At 42.2% G+C, this 23,940-nt stretch carries 24 protein-coding genes and 1 pseudogene; 15 read left to right on the top strand and 10 right to left on the bottom strand.

The genetic code is table 11. The features are described from left to right. The first annotated feature begins 5 nt into the window (after positions 1-5). Both GFB47_RS12550 and GFB47_RS12545 read left to right on the top strand, forming a co-directional pair. On the top strand, positions 6-758 hold the full coding sequence (locus tag GFB47_RS12550) for a LytR/AlgR family response regulator transcription factor (RefSeq protein ID WP_153448394.1): 753 nt from the start codon (positions 6-8) through the stop codon (positions 756-758). Positions 759-1,004: 246 nt separating this feature from the next. Then, on the top strand, positions 1,005-2,243 hold the full coding sequence (locus GFB47_RS12545; protein ID WP_153448393.1) for an MFS transporter: 1,239 nt from the start codon (positions 1,005-1,007) through the stop codon (positions 2,241-2,243). 43 nt (positions 2,244-2,286) lie between these two features. Here the strand turns inward: GFB47_RS12545 and GFB47_RS12540 are convergent, their stop codons facing one another. Continuing rightward, the gene (locus GFB47_RS12540) at positions 2,287-2,574 is read right to left on the bottom strand and encodes a GIY-YIG nuclease family protein (protein ID WP_274601944.1); all 288 of its coding nucleotides are present in this window, start codon (positions 2,572-2,574) and stop codon (positions 2,287-2,289) included. Then, a complete protein-coding gene (locus GFB47_RS12535) occupies positions 2,574-3,233 on the bottom strand; it encodes a YceH family protein (protein WP_153448392.1) in 660 nt (219 codons plus the stop codon). Before GFB47_RS12535 ends, GFB47_RS12540 begins: the two co-directional genes overlap by 1 nt. A 503-nt stretch (positions 3,234-3,736) precedes the next feature. Between GFB47_RS12535 and GFB47_RS12530 the strand changes: the two genes are divergently transcribed. Next, entirely contained in the window at positions 3,737-4,054 is a 318-nt protein-coding gene (locus tag GFB47_RS12530) for a DUF496 family protein (protein WP_153448391.1), read from the top strand. An 88-nt stretch (positions 4,055-4,142) separates the two neighbouring features. Then, positions 4,143-4,952 (top strand): DUF2057 family protein, encoded by an 810-nt coding sequence (locus GFB47_RS12525; protein WP_153448390.1) that lies wholly within the window; start codon positions 4,143-4,145, stop codon positions 4,950-4,952. A 124-nt stretch (positions 4,953-5,076) separates the two neighbouring features. On the opposite strand, the gene GFB47_RS12520 is transcribed toward GFB47_RS12525, so the two are convergent. The 3 genes and pseudogenes from GFB47_RS12520 to GFB47_RS12510 all read right to left on the bottom strand — a co-directional run. Then, a complete protein-coding gene (locus tag GFB47_RS12520) occupies positions 5,077-5,472 on the bottom strand; it encodes a DUF2391 family protein (RefSeq protein WP_153448389.1) in 396 nt (131 codons plus the stop codon). A 40-nt stretch (positions 5,473-5,512) separates the two neighbouring features. Further along, positions 5,513-6,127: a LysE family translocator gene (locus GFB47_RS12515; RefSeq protein ID WP_153448388.1), complete on the bottom strand. Its 615-nt coding sequence runs from the start codon at positions 6,125-6,127 to the stop codon at positions 5,513-5,515. Between the two features lie 208 nt (positions 6,128-6,335). Continuing rightward, positions 6,336-7,844, bottom strand: a pseudogene (locus GFB47_RS12510) (BCCT family transporter); the annotation flags it as partial. A 985-nt stretch (positions 7,845-8,829) separates the two neighbouring features. Here GFB47_RS12510 and GFB47_RS12505 point away from each other — a divergent pair. The 6 genes from GFB47_RS12505 (at position 8,830) to yjjG (ending at position 17,086) form a co-directional block, all read left to right on the top strand. Further along, on the top strand, positions 8,830-12,000 hold the full coding sequence (locus GFB47_RS12505; protein ID WP_153448386.1) for a chitinase C-terminal domain-containing protein: 3,171 nt from the start codon (positions 8,830-8,832) through the stop codon (positions 11,998-12,000). Between the two features lie 320 nt (positions 12,001-12,320). Then, a complete protein-coding gene (gene proV, locus GFB47_RS12500) occupies positions 12,321-13,508 on the top strand; it encodes a glycine betaine/L-proline ABC transporter ATP-binding protein ProV (RefSeq protein ID WP_153448385.1) in 1,188 nt (395 codons plus the stop codon). 5 nt (positions 13,509-13,513) lie between these two features. Continuing rightward, positions 13,514-14,614 carry a glycine betaine/L-proline ABC transporter permease ProW gene (gene proW / locus GFB47_RS12495; RefSeq protein ID WP_153448384.1) on the top strand — a complete coding sequence of 367 codons (1,101 nt, stop codon included), beginning with the start codon at positions 13,514-13,516 and terminating at the stop codon, positions 14,612-14,614. Positions 14,615-14,672: 58 nt separating this feature from the next. After that, positions 14,673-15,680 (top strand): glycine betaine/L-proline ABC transporter substrate-binding protein ProX, encoded by a 1,008-nt coding sequence (proX, locus tag GFB47_RS12490; protein ID WP_153448383.1) that lies wholly within the window; start codon positions 14,673-14,675, stop codon positions 15,678-15,680. A gap of 153 nt (positions 15,681-15,833) precedes the next feature. Further along, positions 15,834-16,325 carry a MarR family winged helix-turn-helix transcriptional regulator gene (locus GFB47_RS12485; protein ID WP_153448382.1) on the top strand — a complete coding sequence of 164 codons (492 nt, stop codon included), beginning with the start codon at positions 15,834-15,836 and terminating at the stop codon, positions 16,323-16,325. An 86-nt stretch (positions 16,326-16,411) separates the two neighbouring features. Continuing rightward, positions 16,412-17,086 (top strand): pyrimidine 5'-nucleotidase, encoded by a 675-nt coding sequence (yjjG, locus tag GFB47_RS12480; protein WP_153448381.1) that lies wholly within the window; start codon positions 16,412-16,414, stop codon positions 17,084-17,086. Between the two features lie 3 nt (positions 17,087-17,089). On the opposite strand, the gene GFB47_RS12475 is transcribed toward yjjG, so the two are convergent. Next, positions 17,090-17,998 carry a LysR family transcriptional regulator gene (locus GFB47_RS12475; RefSeq protein ID WP_153448380.1) on the bottom strand — a complete coding sequence of 303 codons (909 nt, stop codon included), beginning with the start codon at positions 17,996-17,998 and terminating at the stop codon, positions 17,090-17,092. Between the two features lie 53 nt (positions 17,999-18,051). Between GFB47_RS12475 and GFB47_RS12470 the strand changes: the two genes are divergently transcribed. After that, the gene (locus GFB47_RS12470) at positions 18,052-19,305 is read left to right on the top strand and encodes a multidrug effflux MFS transporter (RefSeq protein ID WP_225874357.1); all 1,254 of its coding nucleotides are present in this window, start codon (positions 18,052-18,054) and stop codon (positions 19,303-19,305) included. A gap of 83 nt (positions 19,306-19,388) precedes the next feature. Here the strand turns inward: GFB47_RS12470 and GFB47_RS12465 are convergent, their stop codons facing one another. Beyond that, on the bottom strand, positions 19,389-19,619 hold the full coding sequence (locus GFB47_RS12465; protein ID WP_153448378.1) for a hypothetical protein: 231 nt from the start codon (positions 19,617-19,619) through the stop codon (positions 19,389-19,391). Between the two features lie 157 nt (positions 19,620-19,776). Between GFB47_RS12465 and GFB47_RS12460 the strand changes: the two genes are divergently transcribed. The 3 genes from GFB47_RS12460 (at position 19,777) to GFB47_RS12450 (ending at position 21,739) form a co-directional block, all read left to right on the top strand. Continuing rightward, positions 19,777-19,998: a hypothetical protein gene (locus GFB47_RS12460; protein ID WP_153448377.1), complete on the top strand. Its 222-nt coding sequence runs from the start codon at positions 19,777-19,779 to the stop codon at positions 19,996-19,998. A gap of 40 nt (positions 19,999-20,038) precedes the next feature. Further along, positions 20,039-20,551 (top strand): DUF6622 family protein, encoded by a 513-nt coding sequence (locus GFB47_RS12455; protein ID WP_153448376.1) that lies wholly within the window; start codon positions 20,039-20,041, stop codon positions 20,549-20,551. Positions 20,552-20,758: 207 nt separating this feature from the next. After that, positions 20,759-21,739: an IS5 family transposase gene (locus GFB47_RS12450; RefSeq protein ID WP_153448375.1), complete on the top strand. Its 981-nt coding sequence runs from the start codon at positions 20,759-20,761 to the stop codon at positions 21,737-21,739. A gap of 73 nt (positions 21,740-21,812) precedes the next feature. Here GFB47_RS12450 and GFB47_RS12445 read toward each other — a convergent pair whose 3' ends face one another. From GFB47_RS12445 to GFB47_RS12435, 3 genes are all read right to left on the bottom strand, one after another. Then, positions 21,813-21,959, bottom strand: a complete 147-nt coding sequence (locus GFB47_RS12445; protein ID WP_153448374.1) for a hypothetical protein — start codon at positions 21,957-21,959, stop codon at positions 21,813-21,815. A gap of 447 nt (positions 21,960-22,406) precedes the next feature. Then, entirely contained in the window at positions 22,407-22,754 is a 348-nt protein-coding gene (locus GFB47_RS12440; protein ID WP_153448373.1) for a hypothetical protein, read from the bottom strand. A gap of 73 nt (positions 22,755-22,827) precedes the next feature. Further along, on the bottom strand, positions 22,828-23,112 hold the full coding sequence (locus GFB47_RS12435) for a hypothetical protein (protein WP_153448372.1): 285 nt from the start codon (positions 23,110-23,112) through the stop codon (positions 22,828-22,830). A gap of 128 nt (positions 23,113-23,240) precedes the next feature. On the opposite strand from GFB47_RS12435, the gene GFB47_RS12430 reads away from it, so the two are divergent. After that, the gene (locus tag GFB47_RS12430) at positions 23,241-23,930 is read left to right on the top strand and encodes a tRNA (adenine(22)-N(1))-methyltransferase (RefSeq protein ID WP_178306505.1); all 690 of its coding nucleotides are present in this window, start codon (positions 23,241-23,243) and stop codon (positions 23,928-23,930) included. Positions 23,931-23,940: the final 10 nt, after the last annotated feature.

Below are 23,940 nucleotides of genomic sequence, written 5' to 3'. Positions count from 1 at the left end.
AACAAATGACCACTGCAATAATTGTTGAAGATGAATATCTGGCGCGTGAAGAGTTAACCTATTTAATTAATAAGCACAGTAAAATCGAGATTAAAGCCGATTTTAATGATGGACTTGAAGCGTTTAAATATTTGCAGAGCGCACAAGTGGATGTGGTATTTTTAGATATTAATATTCCCTCGATTGATGGCGTGATGCTGGCAAAGAACCTTCACCAAATGCCGTCACCGCCGCATATTATTTTTACCACCGCGTATAAAGAACATGCCGCCGATGCGTTTGAAATTGAAGCGCTGGATTACTTGCTTAAACCTTTAAATGAGCAGCGTATGCTCCGTGCGCTTGAGAAGTTAGAAGCTATCGTCAATCCACAGCCGATTGCTCAGCCAACGAGTTCGAATGCCAAGTCTCATCCTGCCGACGGACAAAATCACCTGCCGCTGCAAGATGGCAGCAAAATCTGTATCATCGATAAGCAAGATATTGTTTATGCATGGGCAAATGAAAAAATCACTCAAGTTTATACGACTCAAGGACAAGAGTTAGTGGCTCAGTACCCGATCAGCGAGCTCATTAGTCGCCTGCCAGAAGCGCAATTCTATCGCTGTCATCGCTCATATTGCATCAATTTGCAGCAAATCAAACAAATAAAGCCAAGCGTGAATAGTACCTATTTATTAACGTTAGCCCATGCTGCTAAAGAAGTGCCGGTCAGTCGTGGTAATGTGAAGGAATTCCGAATTCTAATGGGGCTATAAACTGAGTGAGTTTGAAACTTCCACTTAATTGAATATCCAATCCTGATAACCGCTCCCATTCTCCATTATTGACAAATCATCACTCGGCCAAATTGCATTTGATGCGCTTATATTGCATTTCACGCCATACAAATGCAGTTCATTTTATATCATTCGCCCTCCATTGTATTACTGAATAATGCTTGTAACTTAGACCTTAGAGACGGGCTTTGACCCTATGATTTAAGTTAAATTTGGAGCTAAACTATGGCTATTTCAACCACCAATACCGAGGCTAAAACCTCTAACCAAAGCAATGTTCGCTTATGGACCTTACTTGGTACTATCCTGACTCAATTTGCATTAGGTTCGGTTTATACTTGGAGCTTATTTAATGCCCCTCTTGCCAAGCAATTAGATCAACCTGTCAGCCAAGTGGCATTTTCTTTCGGCATTTTAAGCTTATCACTTGCGGTTGCATCATCACTATCAAGTAAACTACAAGCTAAATTTGGAGTGCGTAAAGTGACCATTGGCGCGGCATTGTTAATGGGTGCGACGTTAATGGCCATCTCTCACGTAACACATTTATGGGCATTGTATTTAACCGCGGGCTTATTGTTAGGCTTTGCCGATGGTACAGGCTATTTAATGACACTTTCCAATTGTGTGAAGTTCTTCCCTGAGCGTAAGGGCTTAGCTTCTGCTTATGCTATTGGTGCTTATGGCCTTGGCAGTTTAGGATTCAAATACATCAATTTATACTTCCTAACTAACGACAACCTAAATATGACGTTTGAAGTGTGGGGAGCATTAGTCACAACTATGGTGATCATCGGCGCATTGATGATGACCGATGCACCACAGGTGGAGACGCAACAACAAAGCCAAAATACATCAAAAGATATGACTTTGAATGATGCAGTAAAAACCAAACAATTTTGGGTATTGTCTATTATTTTCTTAACCATTTGTATGTCTGGTTTATATGTTATTGGTGTAGCGAAAGATATCGGTGAAAGTTATGTACATCTCTCAGTTGCTGCAGCAGCGAGTGCGGTAGCAATTATTGCAATCGCAAACTTAAGTGGTCGTTTAGTCCTTGGTATTTTATCCGACAAAATATCTCGTATTAAAGTGGTTTCGATTGCAGTTATTGTTTGTCTTGCTGGGGTATTGGCACTGCGTTTTATGTCACTCAATGAAATGAGCTTCTACTTTGCAGTGGCTTGTGTGGCCTTTAGTTTTGGCGGAACCATTACTGTGTTCCCATCATTAGTCAGCGATTTCTTTGGTTTGAACAACTTAACTCAGAACTATGGCGTTATCTACTTAGGGTTTGGTATCGGCAGCTTAATTGGCTCAATCATTGCTTCACTATTTGGCGGATTTAGCGCGGTATTTGGCGTAATGTTGATGCTATTAGTCGTATCATTAGTGTTATGTATCACGGTAAAAGCACCGGTTCAAAACCAATCTCAAGATCAATTAATGACAGCAGCATAATTTCGACTTTATATTCGGTGGCGTGTGATTAACGCCACCAAATTTATCCTTCTAACACCAACCTTTCCTTATAAGCCTTCGACAGCTTTTTAATTCTTATTTCTTCTTTCAGCGCCGCGCTTTTATCATCAACCGATTGTGACCACACCAGTTCTAATGGGCCTTTACCGCGTAAATATTTCGCGCCTTTACCTAATTGATGCTGCGCAAATCGACGGGCTAAATCATTGGTAATACCGCAATATAAACTATTGGCACGCGTCCTTATCAAGTACACATGCCATTGTTTGTGTGGGGTAACCGTCACATCAGTCATGTCAGAGCTGTGCATTAATCAACGATTAACGCTTTTAGTTCGGCCATATCCGCTTTTAATTGCACCACCTCACCTTCAAGCTGAGCAATACGTTGTTCATATTGAGATGAGCTCACCGCAACTCTTTGCACAGGCGCAGCCGCTTCTAATGCCGCAATATCAATCTCACCACTAAATAAGTGCATATAACGTGAATCACGTTTACCGGCTTCACGAGGTAACTTCACCACCACCGCCCCTTCTGGGTTAGCGGCCATTTGATCTAGAACTGCTTCCACTTCTTTCACATCGGTAAATTCACACAAACGATTGGTACGCGTGCGGATTTCCCCTGGGCTTTGTGCACCACGTAATAATAAACAACAGGCAATCGCACGTTGTTGATCGCTAAATTGCAGCGAGCCAAATTCAGTATTACAAAAACGATGACGAAACTTAGAGACGCGGCTATTAAAGCTGCTTTCATCGGTCATTAAATGACGCGCAATCAATGCAGTTGTAGCATCCATCACTTCTGCTTCTGTAAGCGCCATAACCGGCTCACGATTACTTTTTTGATTGCATGCGGTGGTTAAACTATTGAGTGTCAGTGGGTAATAATCTGGGGTTGTGACTTCTTTTTCAATCAAACAACCTATCACACGCGCTTCTACTGCCGATAATTCAATATTCATTTTTTTTCCTCTGATTGACCCTATGGCCTCAATGATCCCAACGACACAAGCGTGAGATTTTCTGTCCATTATTGCTGACCACCATGATCTGTTTGCGGTTCAGCTCTAATTTTAGTTTATCCGACCAATATCTGGCCTCTTGGTAAGCTTTTCGAAAACGATAGATTGATTTATCTATCTTATTTTTGTCATTTTCATCCATCATACTAGGGCTATTGATCTTTCGTGATTAAATGTTGTTCGAGATAAAAGCCTTTTAATCGAGGTAAGTCGATTGAAGCCTAAACGACTGATGTCTATATCATATTATTTTCGACTTCATTTCAATGACTTTAGTTCACCCTTTGTCATTTAAGCTTTGAGTGGTTGAAAAGTAGACGAGGATAAACAAGAAGCGTCACAATCCTCGTTTATTTTGATCTTAGCGCTGTTATGCGAGATAGGGATATGGTTTAATTTGATAAATAGGATTTTATTTTTAACTTTTTAATGAGGAAGAAACCATGGCTAACGTATTTGAAATCGTAAACCAAGCTCGTCGTAAAAATAAACTGAAACGTGAAATTCTGGATAACGAGAAAAAAATCCGTGATAACCGTAAGCGTGTTGATCTGCTAGACAACCTTATGGATTATATTCACGTAGAAATGTCTCAAGAAGAAATCATTGCCATCATCAAGAACATGAAAGCCGATTATGAAGATCGTGTTGATGACCACATCATCACTGGTGCAGAAATTTCAAAACAGCGTCGTGATATCAGCCGTAAAATCCGCGAACTAACAGAAGCGGACAAGCAACAAAATAACGCAAAAAAATAAAAAGAAGAAAATCAAAGGGCTCTTCTCAGTTAGAGCCCTTTTCTATTGCTGTTCATCTATTATCTTCATTGACGAAAAGGATACCAACATGTCAATTACTCGCTCTGTCTTAACGCCGGCTGCTCTTGCTGCCCTACTCTGCTTTAGTGCTACCGCTGCAGCCGATGTGACTATTAAGTTTCCAAGTAATGTCGATATGTTGGCAACCAATAGCGCGGATCCAGACATCAATGGTGGTTTGTTTGCTAGTGAAAAAAGCGTCACCTTGCCCGATGGTGTGAACCAAATTGTGTTCCGTTACCAACCTGTATTTCAAGAAGGTAATGACCAAGTAAATGTAACTACTGATGCTATTATCACTAAATTTGATGCCACCGATAGCCAACTAGAACTGGTGATGCCGAAATACCGTAGCGCCGATCAAGCTCGTGATTTTGATAAAAATCCAACATGGAAATTAGTTGACCAAAATGGTAATGAAGTTAAAGTTGCACAAGACAAACTGCTCAAGAATGGCGTCCAACTTGGTCGTAAATATGAAGTAGAATCTGTCGCATACAATAAGAAGGGTGGCGTTGCGGCCATCACAGCAGTCGCTGCCACAGCTCCTGTTGCAGCTTCTGCTCCTGTAGCCGCTACAACGACCACCGCTGTCCAATATCAAAATACCGAAGAGGAGATGTTGCATCAGTGGTTTGATAAAGCAGATACCGCCACTCAGCAACGCTTTACCTCTTCAGTGATGAGCCAAGCATTCGCCAAAACAAAACCGGCGACTAAAGCAGCCTACCAAAATACCGAAGAAGAAATGCTGCATTTTTGGTTTAATAAATCAGACTCTGCCACTCAGCAACGTTTTATGTCGTCGATCGTTAACAGCGCATTATCGACCAAATAACCCATGTCGACATTGAGCATTTAACGATGCTCAATTTCAACCAAAAAAAGGGAGCGGCTCATTTATCAACCGCTCCCTTTTCCTTTCTATCCTATTTTTATCCTTTCGCGTGATTTACCCTTATTCACTCTTTATCAAAACTGTCCACGACTATTGCGCCCATTGAAGCTGGCATTGCAATAATAATCAATCGTTTAAGTGCCAATAATGGTTCTGCATCTAATGGCAATTTATTGAGTGAAAACAACACTAATGCGACGACACATAGAGTAAGAAAATAAGTAAAAACGATCCGAAATACAAAGGCAAACATACGGTGTTGGACGTCACTTTGGAACACACTTTGATAGGCAAAAAAAGCTAGGATTACGATTGAAGTGCCAAATAGCATACCAATATTGAGCATTGGTAGCGTGCGGCTGAGATCCCATGCTTCCTCAGAAAATGAGATCGGAACTGCCAACGTAAATGCCCCAATAATAACTTGGCTAGCATCTTCCCAGTTAAAGTTGATCTCCATTACTCCACTCCTTTGGCTGCAATTTTTAGCTCACCTAAAATCAAACCATCCACACCACTCGCAGCGCTAATAAGATTAACACCACACCCGAAACACGATCAATCCAATGTGCTTTACGTCTTAAAGTGCCCAACAATGCTTGGCTCGAAAGCATAAAGGTGATCAAGGTATACCAAAGAGCATCAATAAAAAATGGGGTTAATACAATAATAGCCTTACTGCTGGTTTCTGCACTGACTGCCACAAATTGACTAAATAATGCGGTGAAAAATATCGCGATTTTAGGGCTTAAAATCGAGATCAAGAAACCTTCTTTGGCGGATTGATAGACTGAACAGGTTTTGCCCGACTCCAACCGCTCGGCAATACCGCCTTTCGATTGAATCGCATTCCAACCTAACCACGCTAAATAAAGCGCGCCAGCATAAGTGATCAGTTTAAAAACACTGGGAAATTGATGCAATAAAACCGCTAAACCTAGAATAGTGAATAACGCATACAGACCAATACCAAAAGCGTGCGCCCAAGCGGTTGCCAATCCATTTGCACGTCCACCCGCCAAACTATGCTTAGCCACCATAGCCAAACTCGGCCCCGGAGACATAGCTCCCAGCAAACAAATCAACACTAATGAAAACCAAATAGAGAGCGTCATAACAAGCCTTAATAAAAATATCCAACCACTCACGCTCAACATGAATCTCTGTCAAGGTTAACCGTGATAAGACAATAAGATACTAAAATATCAGGTTAAAATCTCATCGGGTTGATAATTTTTTGCCATCATAGTCCAACACATAAATAAGGGGCATAAACTGCCCCTAACTCATTAAAGCCTAACAAGTGATGAATCTATTAACTTATTAATCAAAGCCTTGCTCTTTCGCCATTTTGATTGCTATTTGTGGTGCATTCCAAAGCGAAGGTAACAATATCAATGATACCGGTACAGCCGTGATCACGATAAAGGATTGCAACGCCGAAATCCCACCCTCGCCTAGTGAAATCAAAATCAACGCCGTAACCCCCATCATCACACCCCAGAAGGTACGGATGATCCCGTTCGGTTCTGTCTCCCCGCTAACCACCACACTAATGGTATAAGTCATCGAATCACCGGTCGTGACGATAAAAATGGTGGTGAGTATTAAAAACAAAATCGAAATTAAAGTCGGCATTGGAAACTGTTGGGTCACTGCCAGCAGCGCACCAGGCAAATTAAAGCCTGCAAATGCATCGCTGACACTTCCTGGGTTGGCAATTTCAAACGCTAAACCACTGCCGCCAATAATGGTGAACCAAAAACAAGTCACTAAAGGCGCAACAATACTGATGGTGCAAATTAACTCACGAATCGAACGACCACGAGAAATACGCGCGATAAAGATCGCCATCATAGGTCCATAGCCTAAGAACCACCCCCAAAAGAAAACAGTCCAACCGCCAAGCCAACTTTCATCCCCACGATAGGTTGCCATCGGGATAAAGTTATCAACCATACTGCCAACACCTTGAATATAAGTGTTAAAAATAAAGCTGGTTGGGCCGAAAATTAAGATATACAGCATTAAGCCAACCGCTAAAATCACATTATAACGACTGAGCATTTGCATGCCGCGATTTAAACCACTTAACGCCGAAAGGGTATAAAGCACGATGGTAAAGAGCACAATAATCAATTGAGTGGTAAAACCATCTGGGATGTTAAACAATGCATTGAGCGCATAACTGATTTGCAGGCCAAGAAAGCCAATTGGCCCTATGGTTCCGGCCGCAACCGCAATGATACAACACGCATCAATCAAGGCGCCGGTGTGCCCTTTCAGCGCGCGCTCACCTAATACTGGATAAAGCAAAATTCTTGGTTTGAGTGGTAAGCCTTTATCATAATGCAGGTGCATCACCACAATGGTGGTTAAACTGCCTACGATTGCCCACGCTAAAAACCCCCAATGCATAAACGATTGAGAAAGCGCATTCACCGCTTGTTGCTGCACATTTTTTGTCGCTTCAAAAATAGGAGGCGCACTGACAAAGTGTGCAATCGGCTCAGCCGCAGCCCAAAAAACGCCACCACCCGCCAGTAAGGTACAAAAGAGGATCGCCATCCAGCGAAAATTATCCATCTCTGGCGTATCAATCCCGCCTAACACTACCCGACCGGTGCGCCCTACGGCTAATGCGATGCCAATTAAAAAAGTCAGCAGAAGTAACACCTGCCAATAAGGGCCAAAGACTTTGACCGACCAAGCAAAGCCAGCATTGACTATGCTTGATAACATTTGGCCGTCAAATAAAGCCAATACCACGAACATCGCGATAAAACCGCCGCTATACCATAAGGTCGGATTATTTAAGCCCAGTTTATCAGCGGCGCAATCGGTTTCTTGTCGTTGGGAATGTTGCAGTTGAGAAGAGGTATTTAGGGAGTTGGTTAAATCAGGCATTCTGACTCCAGTTTTCTCTGTCTGCTTTTCATTACCACTCTTTATGGCAAACAATGAATAAACAGCAATCACAGAGATGTATTTATACCCGTTGTCATCCATTTCAATCAGGTTGCGTTAACTTCAATACCGCATTTTTCAATGACGCCTCACGCTACCTGTCTTATTTGGGTATCGATTGTGGCATAAAATCATCGGTAATTAAGTTCAGCCGACGGAGGGTATAGATTTGTGACATAAGTTCAAGTTTCTCAGCTTTATCATCCCGCGGTTACTCGTCAGCAACTTAGCGTGCTTAGGTCGAATATTAACGACTGTTTATCTCTGTGCCCCACAATCAAGATGTTGATCTACATCACATTAATTTTCCAATTAAACTCATCAATGAACGACAAAAATCATGACTCTATACATTTCTCACTCACAACAAAAAAGATCATTACAAATTGTAACTTGCCACATATCACGAAGTTATCGACAGTTGGTTACACGTTGGTGACAGAAACAGCAAAAATGCTTACCTTTTGAGCAAACAGTTCAACACAAAGCCAACCGCTCAATAAACTAGCAATACATGATTCAATCATTCAAGCCAAATTGTATTACAGTGGCGCTATTTCTTTACTCCAGCCAAGGCAATTACCGCCTAAATAAATAGATCAACCCCCACCTTTTGTTAGCAAAATGTCAAGATAAGTAAAAGATCGGTTGCACATGCAAACTCCTGTCAGTTGTTGCACGTTACATAAATATTTTACGAGTCAGAACTGAGTTCTACTAAATTTTCAGTGTGTATTGTATCAATTATTCTAAAGTTGTTTGGTGAGGGAAATTAAGTTTAATCTTAAATATACATTGATTACTTTTTATAATTTTACTCTTTGTTACAACTAGTTAAGGATAATAAATCATGGAAAGAAGTCGTAATAAATTTGGCAAGAGTGCCTTTAAGCTCAGCGCATTAACCGCGAGTTGTTTAATGGCATTCAGCAGTTACGCTGCGGTCGATTGTGGGTCATTACAAGAATGGGATTCTGGTGCGGTTTACAATGGCGGTGCAAAAGTGCAACAAGATGGTAGTGCGTATAGCGCTAAATATTGGACTCAAGGCAATAGCCCGAAAGATGCTGGCGAATGGGGCGCTTGGGCATTTACCGATACTTGTTTTGGTGATGTGGTGGTCAATATTGCCCCTACGGCTGAGCTCACGTCGCCAGTAGCAAGTGCCGATGTCACTGAAGGCGATACTGTCGCATTAACGGCAACTGCGAGTGATAGTGATGGCAGCGTCGCGCGTGTTGAGTTCTTAGTTGATGGCGCAGTCGTCGCGCAAACAACCAAGGCGCCATATAGTGCCAGTTGGACCGCGGTTTCTGGTTCGCATACTTTTAGTTCGATTGCTTATGATAACGAAGGCGAGAAAAGTACTCAGAGTAGTGTCACGGTTGATGTTAAAGCCTCCCCAACTGATGACAATCAAGCTCCAAGCGTATCTGTTGCCCTTTCAGCAAACAGTGTTGATATTGGCGCAGTCGTCACATTAACCGCCGATGCAGCAGACAGCGATGGCACAGTTGATAAAGTTGATTTCTATGTTGCTGGATCTTTAGTGGGTAGCGTTGCTTCTGCTCCTTACACTCTTGATTACACCACCACTAAAGCAGGAACATTGGCGATATTTGCCAAAGCGACCGATAACGAAGGCGTGACCACAAACTCTTCAACTGCCTCTTTAAAAGTATTAAGCGATGTACCAACCACTTCAACCTGTCATCCAGACGGTTTGTATCAAACTGAAGGTGTTGATGTTCCTTATTGTGATGCTTATGACGCAGATGGTCGTGAGATCATGGGTGCAGATCACCCTCGCCGTGTTATTGGTTACTTTACTAGTTGGCGTTCTGGCGATGATCCGCAAGCTGCTTATTTGGTTAAAGATATCCCTTGGGAGCAACTGTCTCACATTAACTATGCGTTCGTAAGCATTGGCTCTGACGGTAATGTCAACATTGGTGATGTAAACGATCCTAACAATGCCGCGGTCAATAAAACTTGGCCAGGTGTGGATGTTGATCCTGAGTTAGGCTTTAAAGGTCACTTCGGCGCATTAGCCACCTACAAAAAACGTTACGATGTCAAAACCCTGATCTCAATTGGTGGTTGGGCTGAAACCGGCGGTCACTTTGCTGACGATGGTTCTCGCATCGATGATGGCGGTTTCTACACCATGACCACCAATGCAGATGGTTCTATTAACCACGCTGCAATCGAAAAATTTGCCCAATCTGCGGTCGAACTTATCCGTAAATATAAATTCGATGGTATCGATATCGATTACGAATACCCAACCTCAATGGCAGGTGCGGGTAACCCTCTTGATAAAGATATTATGGAACCTCGCCGTGAGCATCTTTGGGCTTCTTACCAAGAACTGATGAAAGTGCTACGTGAGAAGATAGATAAAGCCTCTGCTGCCGACAATCAATACTACATGTTAACGATTGCCGCACCATCTTCAGGCTACTTACTGCGTGGCATGGAAACCTTCGATGTTACTAAGTACCTTGATTACGTTAACATTATGTCTTACGACTTGCATGGCGCATGGAATGACCACGTCGGTCATAATGCGGCATTGTACGATACGGGTAAAGATTCTGAGCTTGCACAGTGGAATGTTTATGGCACCGCTGCTTATGGTGGTATGGGTTACTTGAATACCGATTGGGCTTACCACTTCTTCCGCGGCTCTATGCCAGCCGGTCGAATTAACATTGGTGTGCCATATTACACTCGTGGTTGGCAAGGCGTGACCGGCGGAGACCATGGTTTATGGGGCCGCGCAGCACTTCCAGATCAAACTCAGTGTGATGCAGGTACTGGTGAAGGCGAGAAAAACAACTGTGGTCACGGCGCAACTGGCATCGATAACATGTGGCATGATACCGATCCAAAAGGCAACGAAATGGGCGCCGGCTCTAACCCTATGTGGCATGCTAAAAACTTGGAGAAAGGTATTTGGGGCTCTTACGCCGATGCGTATGGTTTGCACCCTGACACCAATCCTGATGATGCATTAACTGGCTCTTACACTCGTTACTATGACAGTGTTGCCGTTGCACCTTGGTTATGGAATGAAGAGAAAAAAGTCTTCTTATCTACTGAGGATAAGCAATCCATTATTACTAAAGCCGATTACGTTATCGACCAAGGTATTGGTGGAGTGATGTTCTGGGAATTAGCCGGCGATTACAGCTGTTATGTACTTGATGCCAACGGAAAACGCACCACAGTCGATGAAACTGAACAAGCGTGTAATTCTGGTAACGGTGAATACCACATGGGTAACACTCTGACTAAGACTATCTACGAAGAGTTTAAATCCGCAGCGCCTTACGGTAATAAAGTTGCAACATCAGCCATGCCTGAAGAAGTGGTCGATATTGCAGTCAGTGTTGGCGGCTTTAAAGTAGGCGACCAAAACTACCCAATCAATCCAAAAATCACCTTTACCAACAACACAGGTCAAGATATTCCTGGAGGAACCGAATTCCAATTCGATATTCCAACTTCAGCGCCAGATAACGCCAAAGATCAATCCGGTGGTGGCTTAGCCGTGATTAGCTCAGGTCATACTCGCGCCGATAATATTGGTGGTTTAGACGGCGTGATGCATCGTGTTGCCTTTACTCTACCCGCCTGGAAAGCCTTACCTGCTGGCGAAGCATATGAATTGGATATGGTGTACTACCTACCAATTTCAGGCCCAGCTAACTACACCGTCAACATTAACGGTGTGGATTATGGCTTTAAGTTTGAACATCCAAACTACCCTGTAGCCGACATTACCGATGCCGACAATGGTGGTGGTGACGACAATGGCGGCGGCGATAATGGCACTTGTGATAATGCCGGTTTAGTGACTTACCCAGACTTCCCTCAAAAGGACTGGGCAGGAAATCCAAGCCACGCAAATCAAGGCGATAAAGTTATCAATGATGGTGTGGTTTACCAAGCGAATTGGTGGACATCTTCAGAGCCGGGTAACAATGCAGATTGGACAAAAGTTTGTAATTTATAATCTGTCTCTATTTAGTCGGTTATTAATGAACAATAAATAACCACTAATGCTAAATTAAACGCACATCATTGATTGATGTGCGTTTTTTATTTCATCTACAAAATGATCATAAAATCCTGCCTATATTGAACATATAATATTGATACTTAAGTCAATTGTTAAAAGTTACATTCACACGGCAAATGAATTGTATTCGATAGTTAACCACCTAATTTATCCTGTATTTTTGCAATTACCCCTAAAATTCGTTAGGGTACTAAACAATTAACAAAGCCATGACGTTCCGGTTTTGTGAAAATTAGTCAAGGATGCAATAAAAAATGACAACCAAATTAGAAGTGAAAAATCTCTACAAGGTATTCGGAGAATCCCCTGATGAGGCATTTAAATTATTAGAACAAGGTCTGGATAAAGACCAAATTTTTGACCAAACCGGTTTAACGGTTGGGGTTAAAGATGTTTCCCTTTCAATTAATGAAGGTGAAATTTTCGTTATTATGGGGCTATCTGGCTCGGGAAAATCCACCTTAGTTCGATTATTAAACCGCCTTATAGAACCCACTCGAGGCCATGTTTATTTAAATGGCAAAGATATAGCGGTTATTTCAGAGCAAGAATTGCGTACGGTTCGCCGTAACAATATCAGTATGGTTTTCCAAAACTTCGCCCTAATGCCACACATGAGCGTCATTGAAAACGCTGCCTTTGGCCTTGAATTATCAGGCGTTGAGTTGGATAAACGTAATGAAGCTGCGCAAAAAGCCTTAGCTCGAGTCGGGCTTGAAAATCAAAGTGAGTCTTACCCAGATGAATTATCTGGCGGGATGAAGCAACGTGTGGGCCTTGCTCGCGCATTAGCCACCGACCCAGATATTCTATTAATGGATGAAGCTTTCTCCGCTCTCGATCCACTGATTAGAACTGAAATGCAGGATGAATTAATTCGCCTTCAAAATGACGATCGTCGCACCATTGTTTTTATCTCGCACGATTTAGATGAAGCCATGCGCATTGGTGATCGAATTGCAATTATGCAAGATGGCGTGGTGGTTCAAGTCGGTACGCCGGATGAAATATTGCAAAATCCAGCCAACGATTATGTCGAATCATTCTTTAGTGGTGTAAACGTAGCATCGGTCTATTGCGCCAAAGATATTGCGCGTAAAAAACCAGCAGCCGTATTTAAAAAAGGCGAAACCGATGGACCAGCAGCTGCGCTACAAATTTTATCGGATCATGACCGTGATTACGGCATTGTGACCGACAAAGCCAATGTCTATGCTGGCATAGTTTCCATAGATTCTCTCACGCTCGCCAAAAAAGAAGGCCGCACATTAAGCTCTGCATTGCTTAGCGATACCTTGTCTTTGGATGCCGACACCCCTGTCAGCGAGCTTATCAGCCAAGTAGCCGATGTACCTTATGCCGTCCCAGTGGTGGATGAAAAAGGTCAATATCATGGGGTTATTACTAAAACCCGTCTGCTGCAAACATTAGATAGAGAGTAATTATTATGACAACCGAAGCAATCGCAACGGAAACCGTGAGCCAAGCGGCGGCGGCAGATCCATGGGCAACCAGTAGCACGACAGCAGCAAGCGCCGATCCTTGGTCGACCGCCAGTTCTGCCGATAGCGCCAGTTCTTGGTTAAATAGCGCCCCAACCGAACATGTCCAACAAGGTATTGATTGGTCACACCCGTTTAAAGATGCGGTGATCCCATTTGATCACTGGGTTGAAACCTCACTAAATTGGATGGTGATGCACGGACGCCCTGTATTCCAAGCCATACGTGTGCCCATTGATTTTATTTTAACCTCATTTCAAACCGCTTTAGTGTCGACACCATCGATCCTAATGATTGCCATTTTAACGCTTATCGCATGGCAACTCGCGGGCAGAAAAATGGGTATATCGACCCTAATTTCTTTAGCCGTGATTGGTTTAACTGGCGCATGGTCAGAGGCAATGGTCACGTTAGCATTAGTGCTCACCTCGGTCTTTTTCTGTCTGTTGATAGGATTACCACTCGGAATTTGGCTGGCGCGAAACGAAACCGCCGGCAAAATTATTCGTCCTATCCTCGATGCAATGCAAACCACACCGGCTTTCGTGTACTTAGTGCCGATCGTAATGTTGTTTGGTATCGGTAACGTTCCCGGCGTGGTGGTGACGATTATCTTCGCCCTACCGCCGATTGTCCGTTTGACGATTTTAGGTATTCAACAAGTACCAGAAGAGCTTATCGAAGCCGGTCATTCTTTTGGCGCAAGTCCAAAGCAGATGCTGTATCGCATTCAATTACCACTGGCGACTCCAACCATTATGGCAGGTGTGAACCAAACCTTAATGCTGTCGCTTTCAATGGTGGTGATTGCCTCAATGATTGCAGTAGGCGGTTTAGGTCAAATGGTATTACGTGGTATTGGTCGTTTAGATATGGGTCTTGCTGCTGTCGGTGGTTTAGGCATCGTGATACTAGCCATCTTACTGGATCGCTTAACCCAAACTATAGGGGTTGCGGCACGTGATAAAAAGACTCGTTGGTATGAAACAGGCCCAGCATCTTTAATATACAAATTGATTAAGAAAAACAACACGGCTAACTCGTAACACAGAAATACCACCAATACAGGCACAAAATAAAGCCACCAATAAACAAGGACATATAATGAAAAACACACGGATGAAAACCTTACTTGCTAGCACAATTTTAGCTTCAACTGTTGCCTTTACAGCCCAAGCGGCCGATCTGCCGGGTAAAGGCGTGACCGTTCAGCCTATTCAATCCACTGTTGCTGAAGAAACCTTCCAAACCCTAATCGTCAATAAAGCAATGGAAGCGCTCGGCTACACTGTTGAACCAACCAAAGAAGTGGATTACAACGTTGGTTACACCTCAATTGCTAACGGCGATGCTACATATTTGGCGGTTAACTGGGATCCACTACACAGCAACAAATATGTTCAAGCCGGTGGTGACGACAAATATTACCGTCAAGGTCAATACATTACAGGCGCTGCGCAAGGTTACTTAATTGATAAGAAAACGGCTGATAAATACAACATCACCAATATTGCTCAATTAAAAGACCCAAAACTGGCCAAATTGTTTGATACCAACGACAACGGCAAAGCTGACTTAACCGGTTGTAATCCAGGTTGGGGTTGTGAGTCTGTGGTTAATCACCAAATGAAAGATTTTGGTTTAGAAGCCACTATCGATAACAACCAAGGGAACTACGCCGCCATTATTGCCGATACCATTGCGCGTTATCAAAATGGTGAGTCGATCTTGTATTACACATGGACACCATATTGGGTAAGTGGTGTGCTCGTCCCAGGAAAAGATGTCGTTTGGTTAGAAGTGCCTCACTCATCACTACCAGGTGATCGTGGTGATATCGATACCACATTGCCAAATGGTAAAAACTACGGTTTCCAAATGAACAGCATGCGCATTGTTGCCAATAAAGCCTTTGCGGAACAAAACCCTGCAGCGGCAAAACTGTTTGCCATCATGAAGCTGAACATTAACGATGTCAGTGCCGAAAACCTGATGATGCAAAAAGGTCAAAACAAACCGGCTGATATCGAAGCCCATGCTAACGGTTGGATCAAAGCGCACCAGAAGCAATTTAATGCTTGGATTGAACAAGCAAAAGCGGCGGCCAAATAGTATAAGCATATTGACTGCCAGTAATTGCTGGCAGTTTTTCAACGCTCTCAAATTTAATACCCTCTTCAAGTTTTTTACCAAAGCTTGTACATTTTCCTTTGCGAATAACCATAGATAAGGTACTTTCCTCCTCCTAAAATAGAAGGACATCCGATGAACAAACATGAAGAAGTTTTGGTGGCTATCCGCCAGATCATTCGCGCCGTCGATTTACATTCCAGAAAACTCAATAAAGAACTCGGATTAACCGGTCCTCAGTTGCTTTTAATGCGCTCAATTCGTGATTGTGGTGAGGTAACGATTCGCCAGTTATCTAATAACACCAATATGAGTCAAGCCACCGCCACCACCATTATCGATCGCATCGAAAAACGTGGCTTGGTCGAGCGTAAACGTAGCCAGCTAGACAAACGTAAGGTACACGCTTATCTGACCGAAGAAGGCGCGATTTTACTCGAAAAAGCCCCACTGCCACTGCAAGATCACTTTATTGATCGCTTCCAAAATCTAGAAGAATGGGAACAGTCCTTATTGGTATCATCGGTACAACGTATCTCTTCCATGATGAATGCTGAACATTTAAATGTGGCGCCGCTATTAGAAGTCGGCAATATCGATCATCATCAAGAAACACCAAGCCGTTAAACTCCCTTTTATACCGATCAAAGTAATTAGATGATCAGATAGTTACTACGATTGATATTATACATTTAATCAAAATCGAGATAACCATGAAGTACGATTGGATTTTATTTGACGCCGACGAAACGCTTTTTCACTTTGACTCATTCAAAGGCATTCAATTAATGTTTGCCCGTAAAGGTGTCAATTTTACCGCGCAAGATTTCGAAACCTATCAACAGGTCAATAAACCATTGTGGATCGATTATCAAAATGGCGATATTACCGCCGCACAATTAAAGCACACTCGATTTAACGCTTGGGCACAAAAACTGGGCACCACCACTGCCGATCTTAATTCTTCCTTCTTACAAGCAATGGCAGACATCTGCACCTTATTGCCCGGCGCACAAGAATTAATGGCATCGTTAGTGGGTAAAGCGCAAGTTGGGATAATCACCAATGGCTTTACCGAACTGCAAACCATTCGCTTACAACGCACCGGCATGGACCAATACATAAAGCATGTGATTATTTCAGAAGAAGTGGGTGTGGCTAAACCCGATCAGGGCATTTTTGCGCACGCATTGAAACGCATTGGCAACCCTGAGAAATCACGCGTATTAATAGTAGGCGATAATTTACATTCCGATATTTTAGGCGGTCTTAACTTTGGTATTGAAACCTGCTGGCTCAACCATCACGGCGCAGAGCCGGTCGAGAGTATCAAACCGCATTACAGCGTGACGTCACTCTCTGAGTTGCAAACCATACTGCATGCGTAAGCATTATAATTTAACCACCCCTTTTTCACTTTCTAAACGCTGTTTAAAGTAATCGACAAATAACTGAGTTCGGGTGTGCGCATAATCCAATTTAGGGTAATACGCATACACCCGCGTATGTTCTGAAGTCACATCGGACAAAATACGCATCAACTCACCACGCTGAATTTCTTCTTGTAACATCACTTGATTGGATAAAATGATCCCCATGCCACGTTTGGCGCTGTGAAATAAAGCCTCGGGGTTGGTGGTGGAAAAATTACCGCTTAATGTCACTTTGCGAGTACGCTTCGCAGGAGAGGTTAACCTGACCTCTCGAGTCACTTTTTCGCCCCACACCAGCATATTGTGATGTTCTAAATCATCAATAGTCTGTGGTTCTCCATGCTCTTTCAGATAGCTTGGCGCGGCATAAAAGCCCGATTGATAATCCACTAAAGGCGCCGCACGAAAACTCAACGTATCTAATTTTTCAATTTCTCGACCAATAAAAATATCAAAACTGAGTTCAGGTAATTGCCCAGGCATGGTGGTAATAAGCTGCACTTTAATGTGTGGATACTGGCGCAAAAAATCATCAACATAACGCATAAAGAATTTAGAGCCTAACGCCAAAGTGGTGCCCACTCTTAATAATCCGGTGGGGGTTTGGTTGACCGAGCGAGTTTCGTCCACCAGCGATTGCCATTGCTCTAACTGAGTTTTACCGCGTTGATAAAACATCGCGCCGGCTTCGGTTTGGCTCAACGAACGGGTAGTACGCTTTAATAGTTGCACCCCAATGCGTTGTTCTAAAAAATGGATCCGCTTACTCACCGCCGAACTGGTGGTATTTAATCGCCTTGCCGCCTGATTAAAGCTGCCCTCTTCTACTACTTTGATATACGTTCTTACCGATTCTATCCAATCCATTCGTGCCCCACTCTTTCCTTTAAGGACTTAATCTCTTTCCTATTGAAGCTATTATCAATTGCTATTCTTCAAAGTACACTAAATCCATGAAAACAGAAACCACCACCAGTGCGGTTAACGCCTTTAAAAAAACACCCCTCTTACTTGCGATGATGATCATTGCCACAGGTCAGGTGGGGGTGAGCATTTACTTGCCTTCTTTACCGCTGATCAGCCAAGATCTTGCGGTATCCCAAGCGCAGGTTCAATCTATTGTGACGATGTTCTTACTCGCTTTTGGATTATCGCAACTGTTCTATGGGCCATTATCGGATGCGATTGGCCGTCGTCCGGTATTTTTGATCGGACAAGGGGTGTATTTAATTGGCACATTAATTTGTGTGTTGTTCGCCAACAGTTTTGATGCGCTATTAATGGGACGGTTATTACAAGGCTTAGGCGCTGGGAGTGCCTCTGTGTTGGGGCGTAGCGTCTTGCGTGACAGTTACGATGGCTTCAACCTCACCAAAGCGCTGTCTTATTTGTCGATCACCGCATCTATTTTACCGATTATTTCGCCAGTATTTGGCGGCTGGGTAGCCTTTCACTTTGGTTGGCAAAGTGTATTTATGGCGGTTTTGATTTACTTACTCGCGATTGTTGCTCTGGGGTGGATGGTATTGCCGGAAACCTTGCCTTACGCGAAAAGTCGATTTAATGTCAGAAAAGTATTACTCGCTTATCGTGAACTGATCACCAATAAACAAGTTCTTACCAGTGCCAGTTACAATTGGATCAGCTACTTAGGCGCGGTGGTGTCGTTGTCGGTATTGCCTTTTTTATTGCAAAATGAATTAGGCATGACCGCCTCACAATATGGACAAGCAATGATCATCCCATCGGCGGGGTTATTAATTGGCAGTGTTACTGTTAATCGCTTAAATCATTATTTTCAACCTAGCCAGATTTTATGTTTAGCATTTACCGTGATGGCAATCGCCGGTTTATGGCTATTACTCACTCCGCTTTCGGTTGGACATTTAATTACCGCATTTACTATTTTAACCATTGCTCAAGGCATGACTTTTCCGTTATCAATGTCGATGCTATTAGAACCTCACCCTAATCGCGTTGGCGCAGTCTCCGCTTTATCTGGCTCGATTCAAATGTGTGTCGCCGGTTTCGGTGGTGGATTTTTAGTCCGCAACTATGTCAGCAGCCAAAATGATCTCGGCATTTTTTATTTAGCCATCACCGTGAGTATGGTGCTGGTTTTGTTGGGGAGTCGTGTGAAGCAAGATAATCATGATTTAGAAAAAAGCTTGTAATAATGATCCATCCACATCCGAAATTTATCAAAAAGCCTCTCGTGCTGAGAGGCTAATATTTTACAACTTTACGTTTTTAAGCATTATAATGGATAAGTTTTAATATACTCATCATCCATCTTTTTAATATCACCCGATGACCACAATGTAGTAATGTCATCAGTAATGGCAATTGCATAGATATATGGCACTATCTGAATCTCATTACCAACACGTGTTGCTAAAAATTGTGCCGTTTTTTCATGACGGGTATTTGCATTATCACTATTTAGATCAATTTTTATATAAATATGAGCAACCTTATTTTTAGACAAGGCAGCATTCCCGTTTGAGTCAATATCAATACCTAGATTCTCAGAATAACCGACAACCAAGGAGTAGGGATGTTAAGCCAAACTGGAAAGTTGGTGCTTGAAAATAGTCTTTATTTTGGACTATTATTTAATTATAATCTACATTAGGGACTCTGGCATGACACTTAATGAGTTTGCTAAAAAGAAAAATATCAAAATTGGCGATGTTGTCGCAATGAGTGGCTTTGGACGTAGTACCTTATTTAATTGGTGGAGTGACCCCAAAACACGCACTAGAGCAATAGTTGTGGTTTTAGGTTGTATTGAAGCAAAAAAATATACACTTGTTTTAAATAATGCCGAAATCAGGGAGCTTATTACCTCGTTAGATACGATGTGATATTGGATTGTCGAGCATTTTGCTCGTAAGGAGACTAGGGATGTTGATTGAAATAATTAAGAATACACCTGTTTGGGTATGGATTCTTTTGGCTTATTTAGTACGTCGTGGAATTACTTCATTAAAACCAAGAGAAGTGTCTGTTAGGAGGTTATTGATCATACCCATGATTTTTTTCATATGGGGTGTTTATGAAATCATCACAACCCTAACGTTGACTAGCTTGACCTTAACACTCGTTATCGGATCTTTTACGTTAGGCGTATTAGGCCTCCTATTCGTTAATAGGAGGTTTATTAATCAAGCAAAATATAATCCTGATACGATGATGGTTATATTGCCGGGGCAACCTATTTCTTTGTTACTGATACTCTTTGCTTTCATTTCGCATTATGTTTTTTCTGTTTTTGTTGCAGTAGATCCCCAAATTGTTAAATCTGCGTCTTTTGTCGTTATTTTTTGTGTGTTATCTGGGTTCAGTATCGGCGCTTTTTGGGGCAACACTTTAAGAAATCTTCATGTTGCAATAACAGCGAGAAAGTCCATAGTTTGAGAGTCTGTAGCCAATAAGGATTAGCTATCCGCTACAGCTTCTCTCACCTACCTGAAGGTAGGAAGGTGCTACCTACTCCAATTGGTTAAAGTACCCCTTTAATACTTCGGGGCTTTGTTGCAGTGCTCAAATAACCTTCGTTTTTTCCTATTCTCATGAATATCATTTATCATCGTTAACCGTTCACTTAGGTTAGTTTATTAATAAATGCCTTACAAACATAACAACTCTAAACGTCATCATTTTAAGAAGCATACTTATCGGCTGACCAATCATTCAGACTACAATCAGGCCCTCAAAAACCGAGGACGAATTGATGTCTGGTTGTCCGATGAGATCCTCAAAACTTGGCAGCATGAAGAGCGAACCTACGATGGTACGGGCTCGACGGAAAAATATCCTGACAGTACGATTGAAGCCTGTCATTATCTGAGAATGGTGTTTAAATTACCCCTGCGCCAAGCGCAGGGGTTCATCGAAAATTTACTAGATATGTTGGGCATGAAGCACCTTCAATGTCCAGATTATACCTTACAGTCAAAACGACTCAGTCAGCTTGATTTTACAACACCACGATTTAAAAAGAACGATAAACCCGATACCAACATTGTCGCTATCGCCATTGATTCTACAGGGCTGAAAAGGTTTGGTAAGGACGAGTGGCACCAGGAAAAACATAAGGTTAATGCCAAGCGTAGCTGGAGAAAAGCACATTTTTTGGTTGATAGTAACCACCTGATCCAAAGCGCCGTATTGACTGACAAAAATACAATGGATGATCAAGTTTTCGAGTCGTTATGTCAGTCTATCGTTACGGATGTTGAGCTGATAAGTGCCGACAAAATGTATGATACCAATGCAGTGTACCAGACATTAGAAGCCCATTTTCCAAATGCTGATATTGTTATACCGCCGAAGGGCAATACGTTTGCGGATGACGACCATCATCCCAAGAGGATGAGCAACCTGATAGGTTGCTTTGCCCTTGGTATTATTGATTGGCAGAGGGTACGGCAATATGGAAAAAGGAATATTTCAGAAACGGCCATGCAACGTTATAAGAAGATCATCGGCAACCAATTACACAGTAGAAAGTTAACCAATCAACGGCAGGAAATGCTCATCGGTTGTTCCATTTTAAATCGTTTCACTCACCTCGGAATGCCCAATAGCTACCGAGTCGCCTAACTGTATCAAAAGACCACCTAGGTTGAGTATTGCAACAAAGCCACATCTTCTTGATATTGACCACCTGCATCACCTAATACAGCAACAGCATCTCTGCAATATTGATTTCTGATGATGCCTTTTTTAGATCATGAATAGCATCTTCGGTATCTTCTGCATTACACGCCGATAAAACTAGTCCCATTAGCGCAATTAAAGTGACTTTATATAGTTTATTCATATTATGTTCCTATCTTCTCGTAACTCAAAATATTGAGTTTTAAAATCTATATATACAACAGATTTCCTGCATACCAATACTATTGTAAATAGCTTATTTTTTGGACTCGAACAATATCAAGCCACCCAAGAATTCACTGGTCAAAAATCAACCACTGGACGCAATATACATGTTCTTCACACAATTAAAAACGCCATTCATAATGGTACGGTGGAAATTTATCATTTTCAAACTAAAATATGCTTTCACACACACACACACACCCGAAGTTAAACTATTGAAAAAGATAGGTTTATATATTAAAAATGATAAACCTTCGCTTTTATCATTTAAAAATGAAAACCAAGAAAGCATGAAATTGAACGGTGTTTTTATCTGTACTATGAAGATAACGTATTGAAGATTAAAAGGTAGGATTGTTATGGATTAAGTGAGTGTGGGTGCCGATCACTGGCTGGTGATCGGGCATAAATCGGTACTACCAACGGTGAGAACGGTGCCATCGGTGTATTTACAGTAGCGGTTAAAGCCATTGATTTTTTGACTGGATAAGCTACCAAAACCACCGTTGTTGTTTTTGATATTAATGGTAGGAGATCCATTATTTTGCGAGGTCGATTGATTGGTTATTGGGCATAACTCACTGCTTTTTACTGTCTCTACTCCGCCATCACTATAATGGCAATAACGACTGAAGCCATCGACCTTTTGAGATTGTAAACTGCCCCATGAATAAGCATTGAATGAAAACATCGATACGGCAGTCAATATTAAAGATAACGATTTATATTTCACATTCACTCCGTACTCTATTTTTCAGAAGACTTTATTGCAATAATTTAAAGTTAACGTTCAGCGGTTTATCAATTTAAGCACGCAGCGCCACACCTTCCACTTCTATGACAGAATTTGCATTCGCTCGTTCGATGATTTTAACTAATGCCGATTGGATCACTTCACTTTCTCGTGCATCGGTTGGGCTGGCAAAGCGCTCTTCTTGAACTTGTGCCCCCTCTTCTAAGGTGAATTGTACCGCGACTTCGGTGGCACACTCTGGTGTGTCGCCAAAATAGGCAATGGCGATTTGTGGGTAGCCTTTAAACCCTTTTTTAACCTGCTTGGCAATGCGTTTTTTTGCTTTATCAACATTCATGGCAAATCCTTATGATTGTTAAACTAAATTACCCGTATAATACCTATATCTCTATTAAAAATACCATGCGCTGCAAAATATATCGCCGTAATTCATTGGAAAGTTTGACACATACTTAGGAAACCGACTTGAAGCTTAATAAACGTTTAAAACAGATTAAACACATGGTCACCAATGATTACACCCATATATGGGATTGCTGTTGTGATCACGGTTTTTTAGGGGCGGCGTTATTATCAAGACAAGCGGCCGAGCATGTTCATTTTGTCGATATTGTGCCTGAATTAATGGCCGAGTTAGACGACAAGCTACAACGATTTTATGCTAATTCACTTTCAACTTGGCAAACTCATTGTTTGGATGTCGCAAAACTGCCTTTAGCGCAATATCAAGGTAAGCATTTAGTGATCATAGCCGGTGTGGGAGGCGATTTAATGAAGGGTTTTATTTCATCGATTTGTCAAAAACACCCACAATTAGAACTCGATTTTTTATTGTGCCCGGTTCATCATCAATTTGCTTTACGCCAACACCTCATCTCGCTTGATTTCAGTTTACAACGCGAAATATTAGTCGAAGAAAACAAACGCTTTTATGAGGTGTTGTTGGTTTCATCAAACAAGAACCAAGGCAATAGCAATAAGATTAGCGCGGTAGGAGAAGATATTTGGCATGCGACAACCCCACAACAAACTGAAGTGGTGAGTGCTTATTTAAACAAAACATTAACTCATTATCAGCGTATTCAACAAGGCCAAAATCACGAGGTTGAGCATATCCTTAAGGCTTACCAAGCCGTGCAGCCAAGTTTCAATTAAACAGATGCAG

Origin of the sequence: Vibrio algicola (assembly GCF_009601765.2) — a bacterium.
GTDB lineage: Bacteria > Pseudomonadota > Gammaproteobacteria > Enterobacterales > Vibrionaceae > Vibrio > Vibrio algicola.
Note: the sequence above shows the minus strand (reverse complement) of the source record. Positions and strands in the feature narration are given on the sequence as shown.

Coding starts and splice junctions, on each gene's coding strand:
- GFB47_RS12550 (WP_153448394.1), top strand. CDS start 6: ATGACCACTGCAATAATTGTTGAAGATGAATATCTGGCGCGTGAAGAG.
- GFB47_RS12545 (WP_153448393.1), top strand. CDS start 1,005: ATGGCTATTTCAACCACCAATACCGAGGCTAAAACCTCTAACCAAAGC.
- GFB47_RS12455 (WP_153448376.1), top strand. CDS start 20,039: ATGTTGATTGAAATAATTAAGAATACACCTGTTTGGGTATGGATTCTT.
- GFB47_RS12435 (WP_153448372.1), bottom strand. CDS start 23,112: ATGAATGTTGATAAAGCAAAAAAACGCATTGCCAAGCAGGTTAAAAAA.
- GFB47_RS12530 (WP_153448391.1), top strand. CDS start 3,737: ATGGCTAACGTATTTGAAATCGTAAACCAAGCTCGTCGTAAAAATAAA.
- proX (WP_153448383.1), top strand. CDS start 14,673: ATGAAAAACACACGGATGAAAACCTTACTTGCTAGCACAATTTTAGCT.
- GFB47_RS12450 (WP_153448375.1), top strand. CDS start 20,759: ATGCCTTACAAACATAACAACTCTAAACGTCATCATTTTAAGAAGCAT.
- GFB47_RS12475 (WP_153448380.1), bottom strand. CDS start 17,998: ATGGATTGGATAGAATCGGTAAGAACGTATATCAAAGTAGTAGAAGAG.
- yjjG (WP_153448381.1), top strand. CDS start 16,412: ATGAAGTACGATTGGATTTTATTTGACGCCGACGAAACGCTTTTTCAC.
- GFB47_RS12535 (WP_153448392.1), bottom strand. CDS start 3,233: ATGAATATTGAATTATCGGCAGTAGAAGCGCGTGTGATAGGTTGTTTG.
- GFB47_RS12460 (WP_153448377.1), top strand. CDS start 19,777: ATGACACTTAATGAGTTTGCTAAAAAGAAAAATATCAAAATTGGCGAT.
- GFB47_RS12520 (WP_153448389.1), bottom strand. CDS start 5,472: ATGGAGATCAACTTTAACTGGGAAGATGCTAGCCAAGTTATTATTGGG.
- GFB47_RS12515 (WP_153448388.1), bottom strand. CDS start 6,127: ATGACGCTCTCTATTTGGTTTTCATTAGTGTTGATTTGTTTGCTGGGA.
- GFB47_RS12525 (WP_153448390.1), top strand. CDS start 4,143: ATGTCAATTACTCGCTCTGTCTTAACGCCGGCTGCTCTTGCTGCCCTA.
- proW (WP_153448384.1), top strand. CDS start 13,514: ATGACAACCGAAGCAATCGCAACGGAAACCGTGAGCCAAGCGGCGGCG.
- GFB47_RS12540 (WP_274601944.1), bottom strand. CDS start 2,574: ATGCACAGCTCTGACATGACTGATGTGACGGTTACCCCACACAAACAA.
- GFB47_RS12485 (WP_153448382.1), top strand. CDS start 15,834: ATGAACAAACATGAAGAAGTTTTGGTGGCTATCCGCCAGATCATTCGC.
- GFB47_RS12445 (WP_153448374.1), bottom strand. CDS start 21,959: ATGAATAAACTATATAAAGTCACTTTAATTGCGCTAATGGGACTAGTT.
- GFB47_RS12505 (WP_153448386.1), top strand. CDS start 8,830: ATGGAAAGAAGTCGTAATAAATTTGGCAAGAGTGCCTTTAAGCTCAGC.
- proV (WP_153448385.1), top strand. CDS start 12,321: ATGACAACCAAATTAGAAGTGAAAAATCTCTACAAGGTATTCGGAGAA.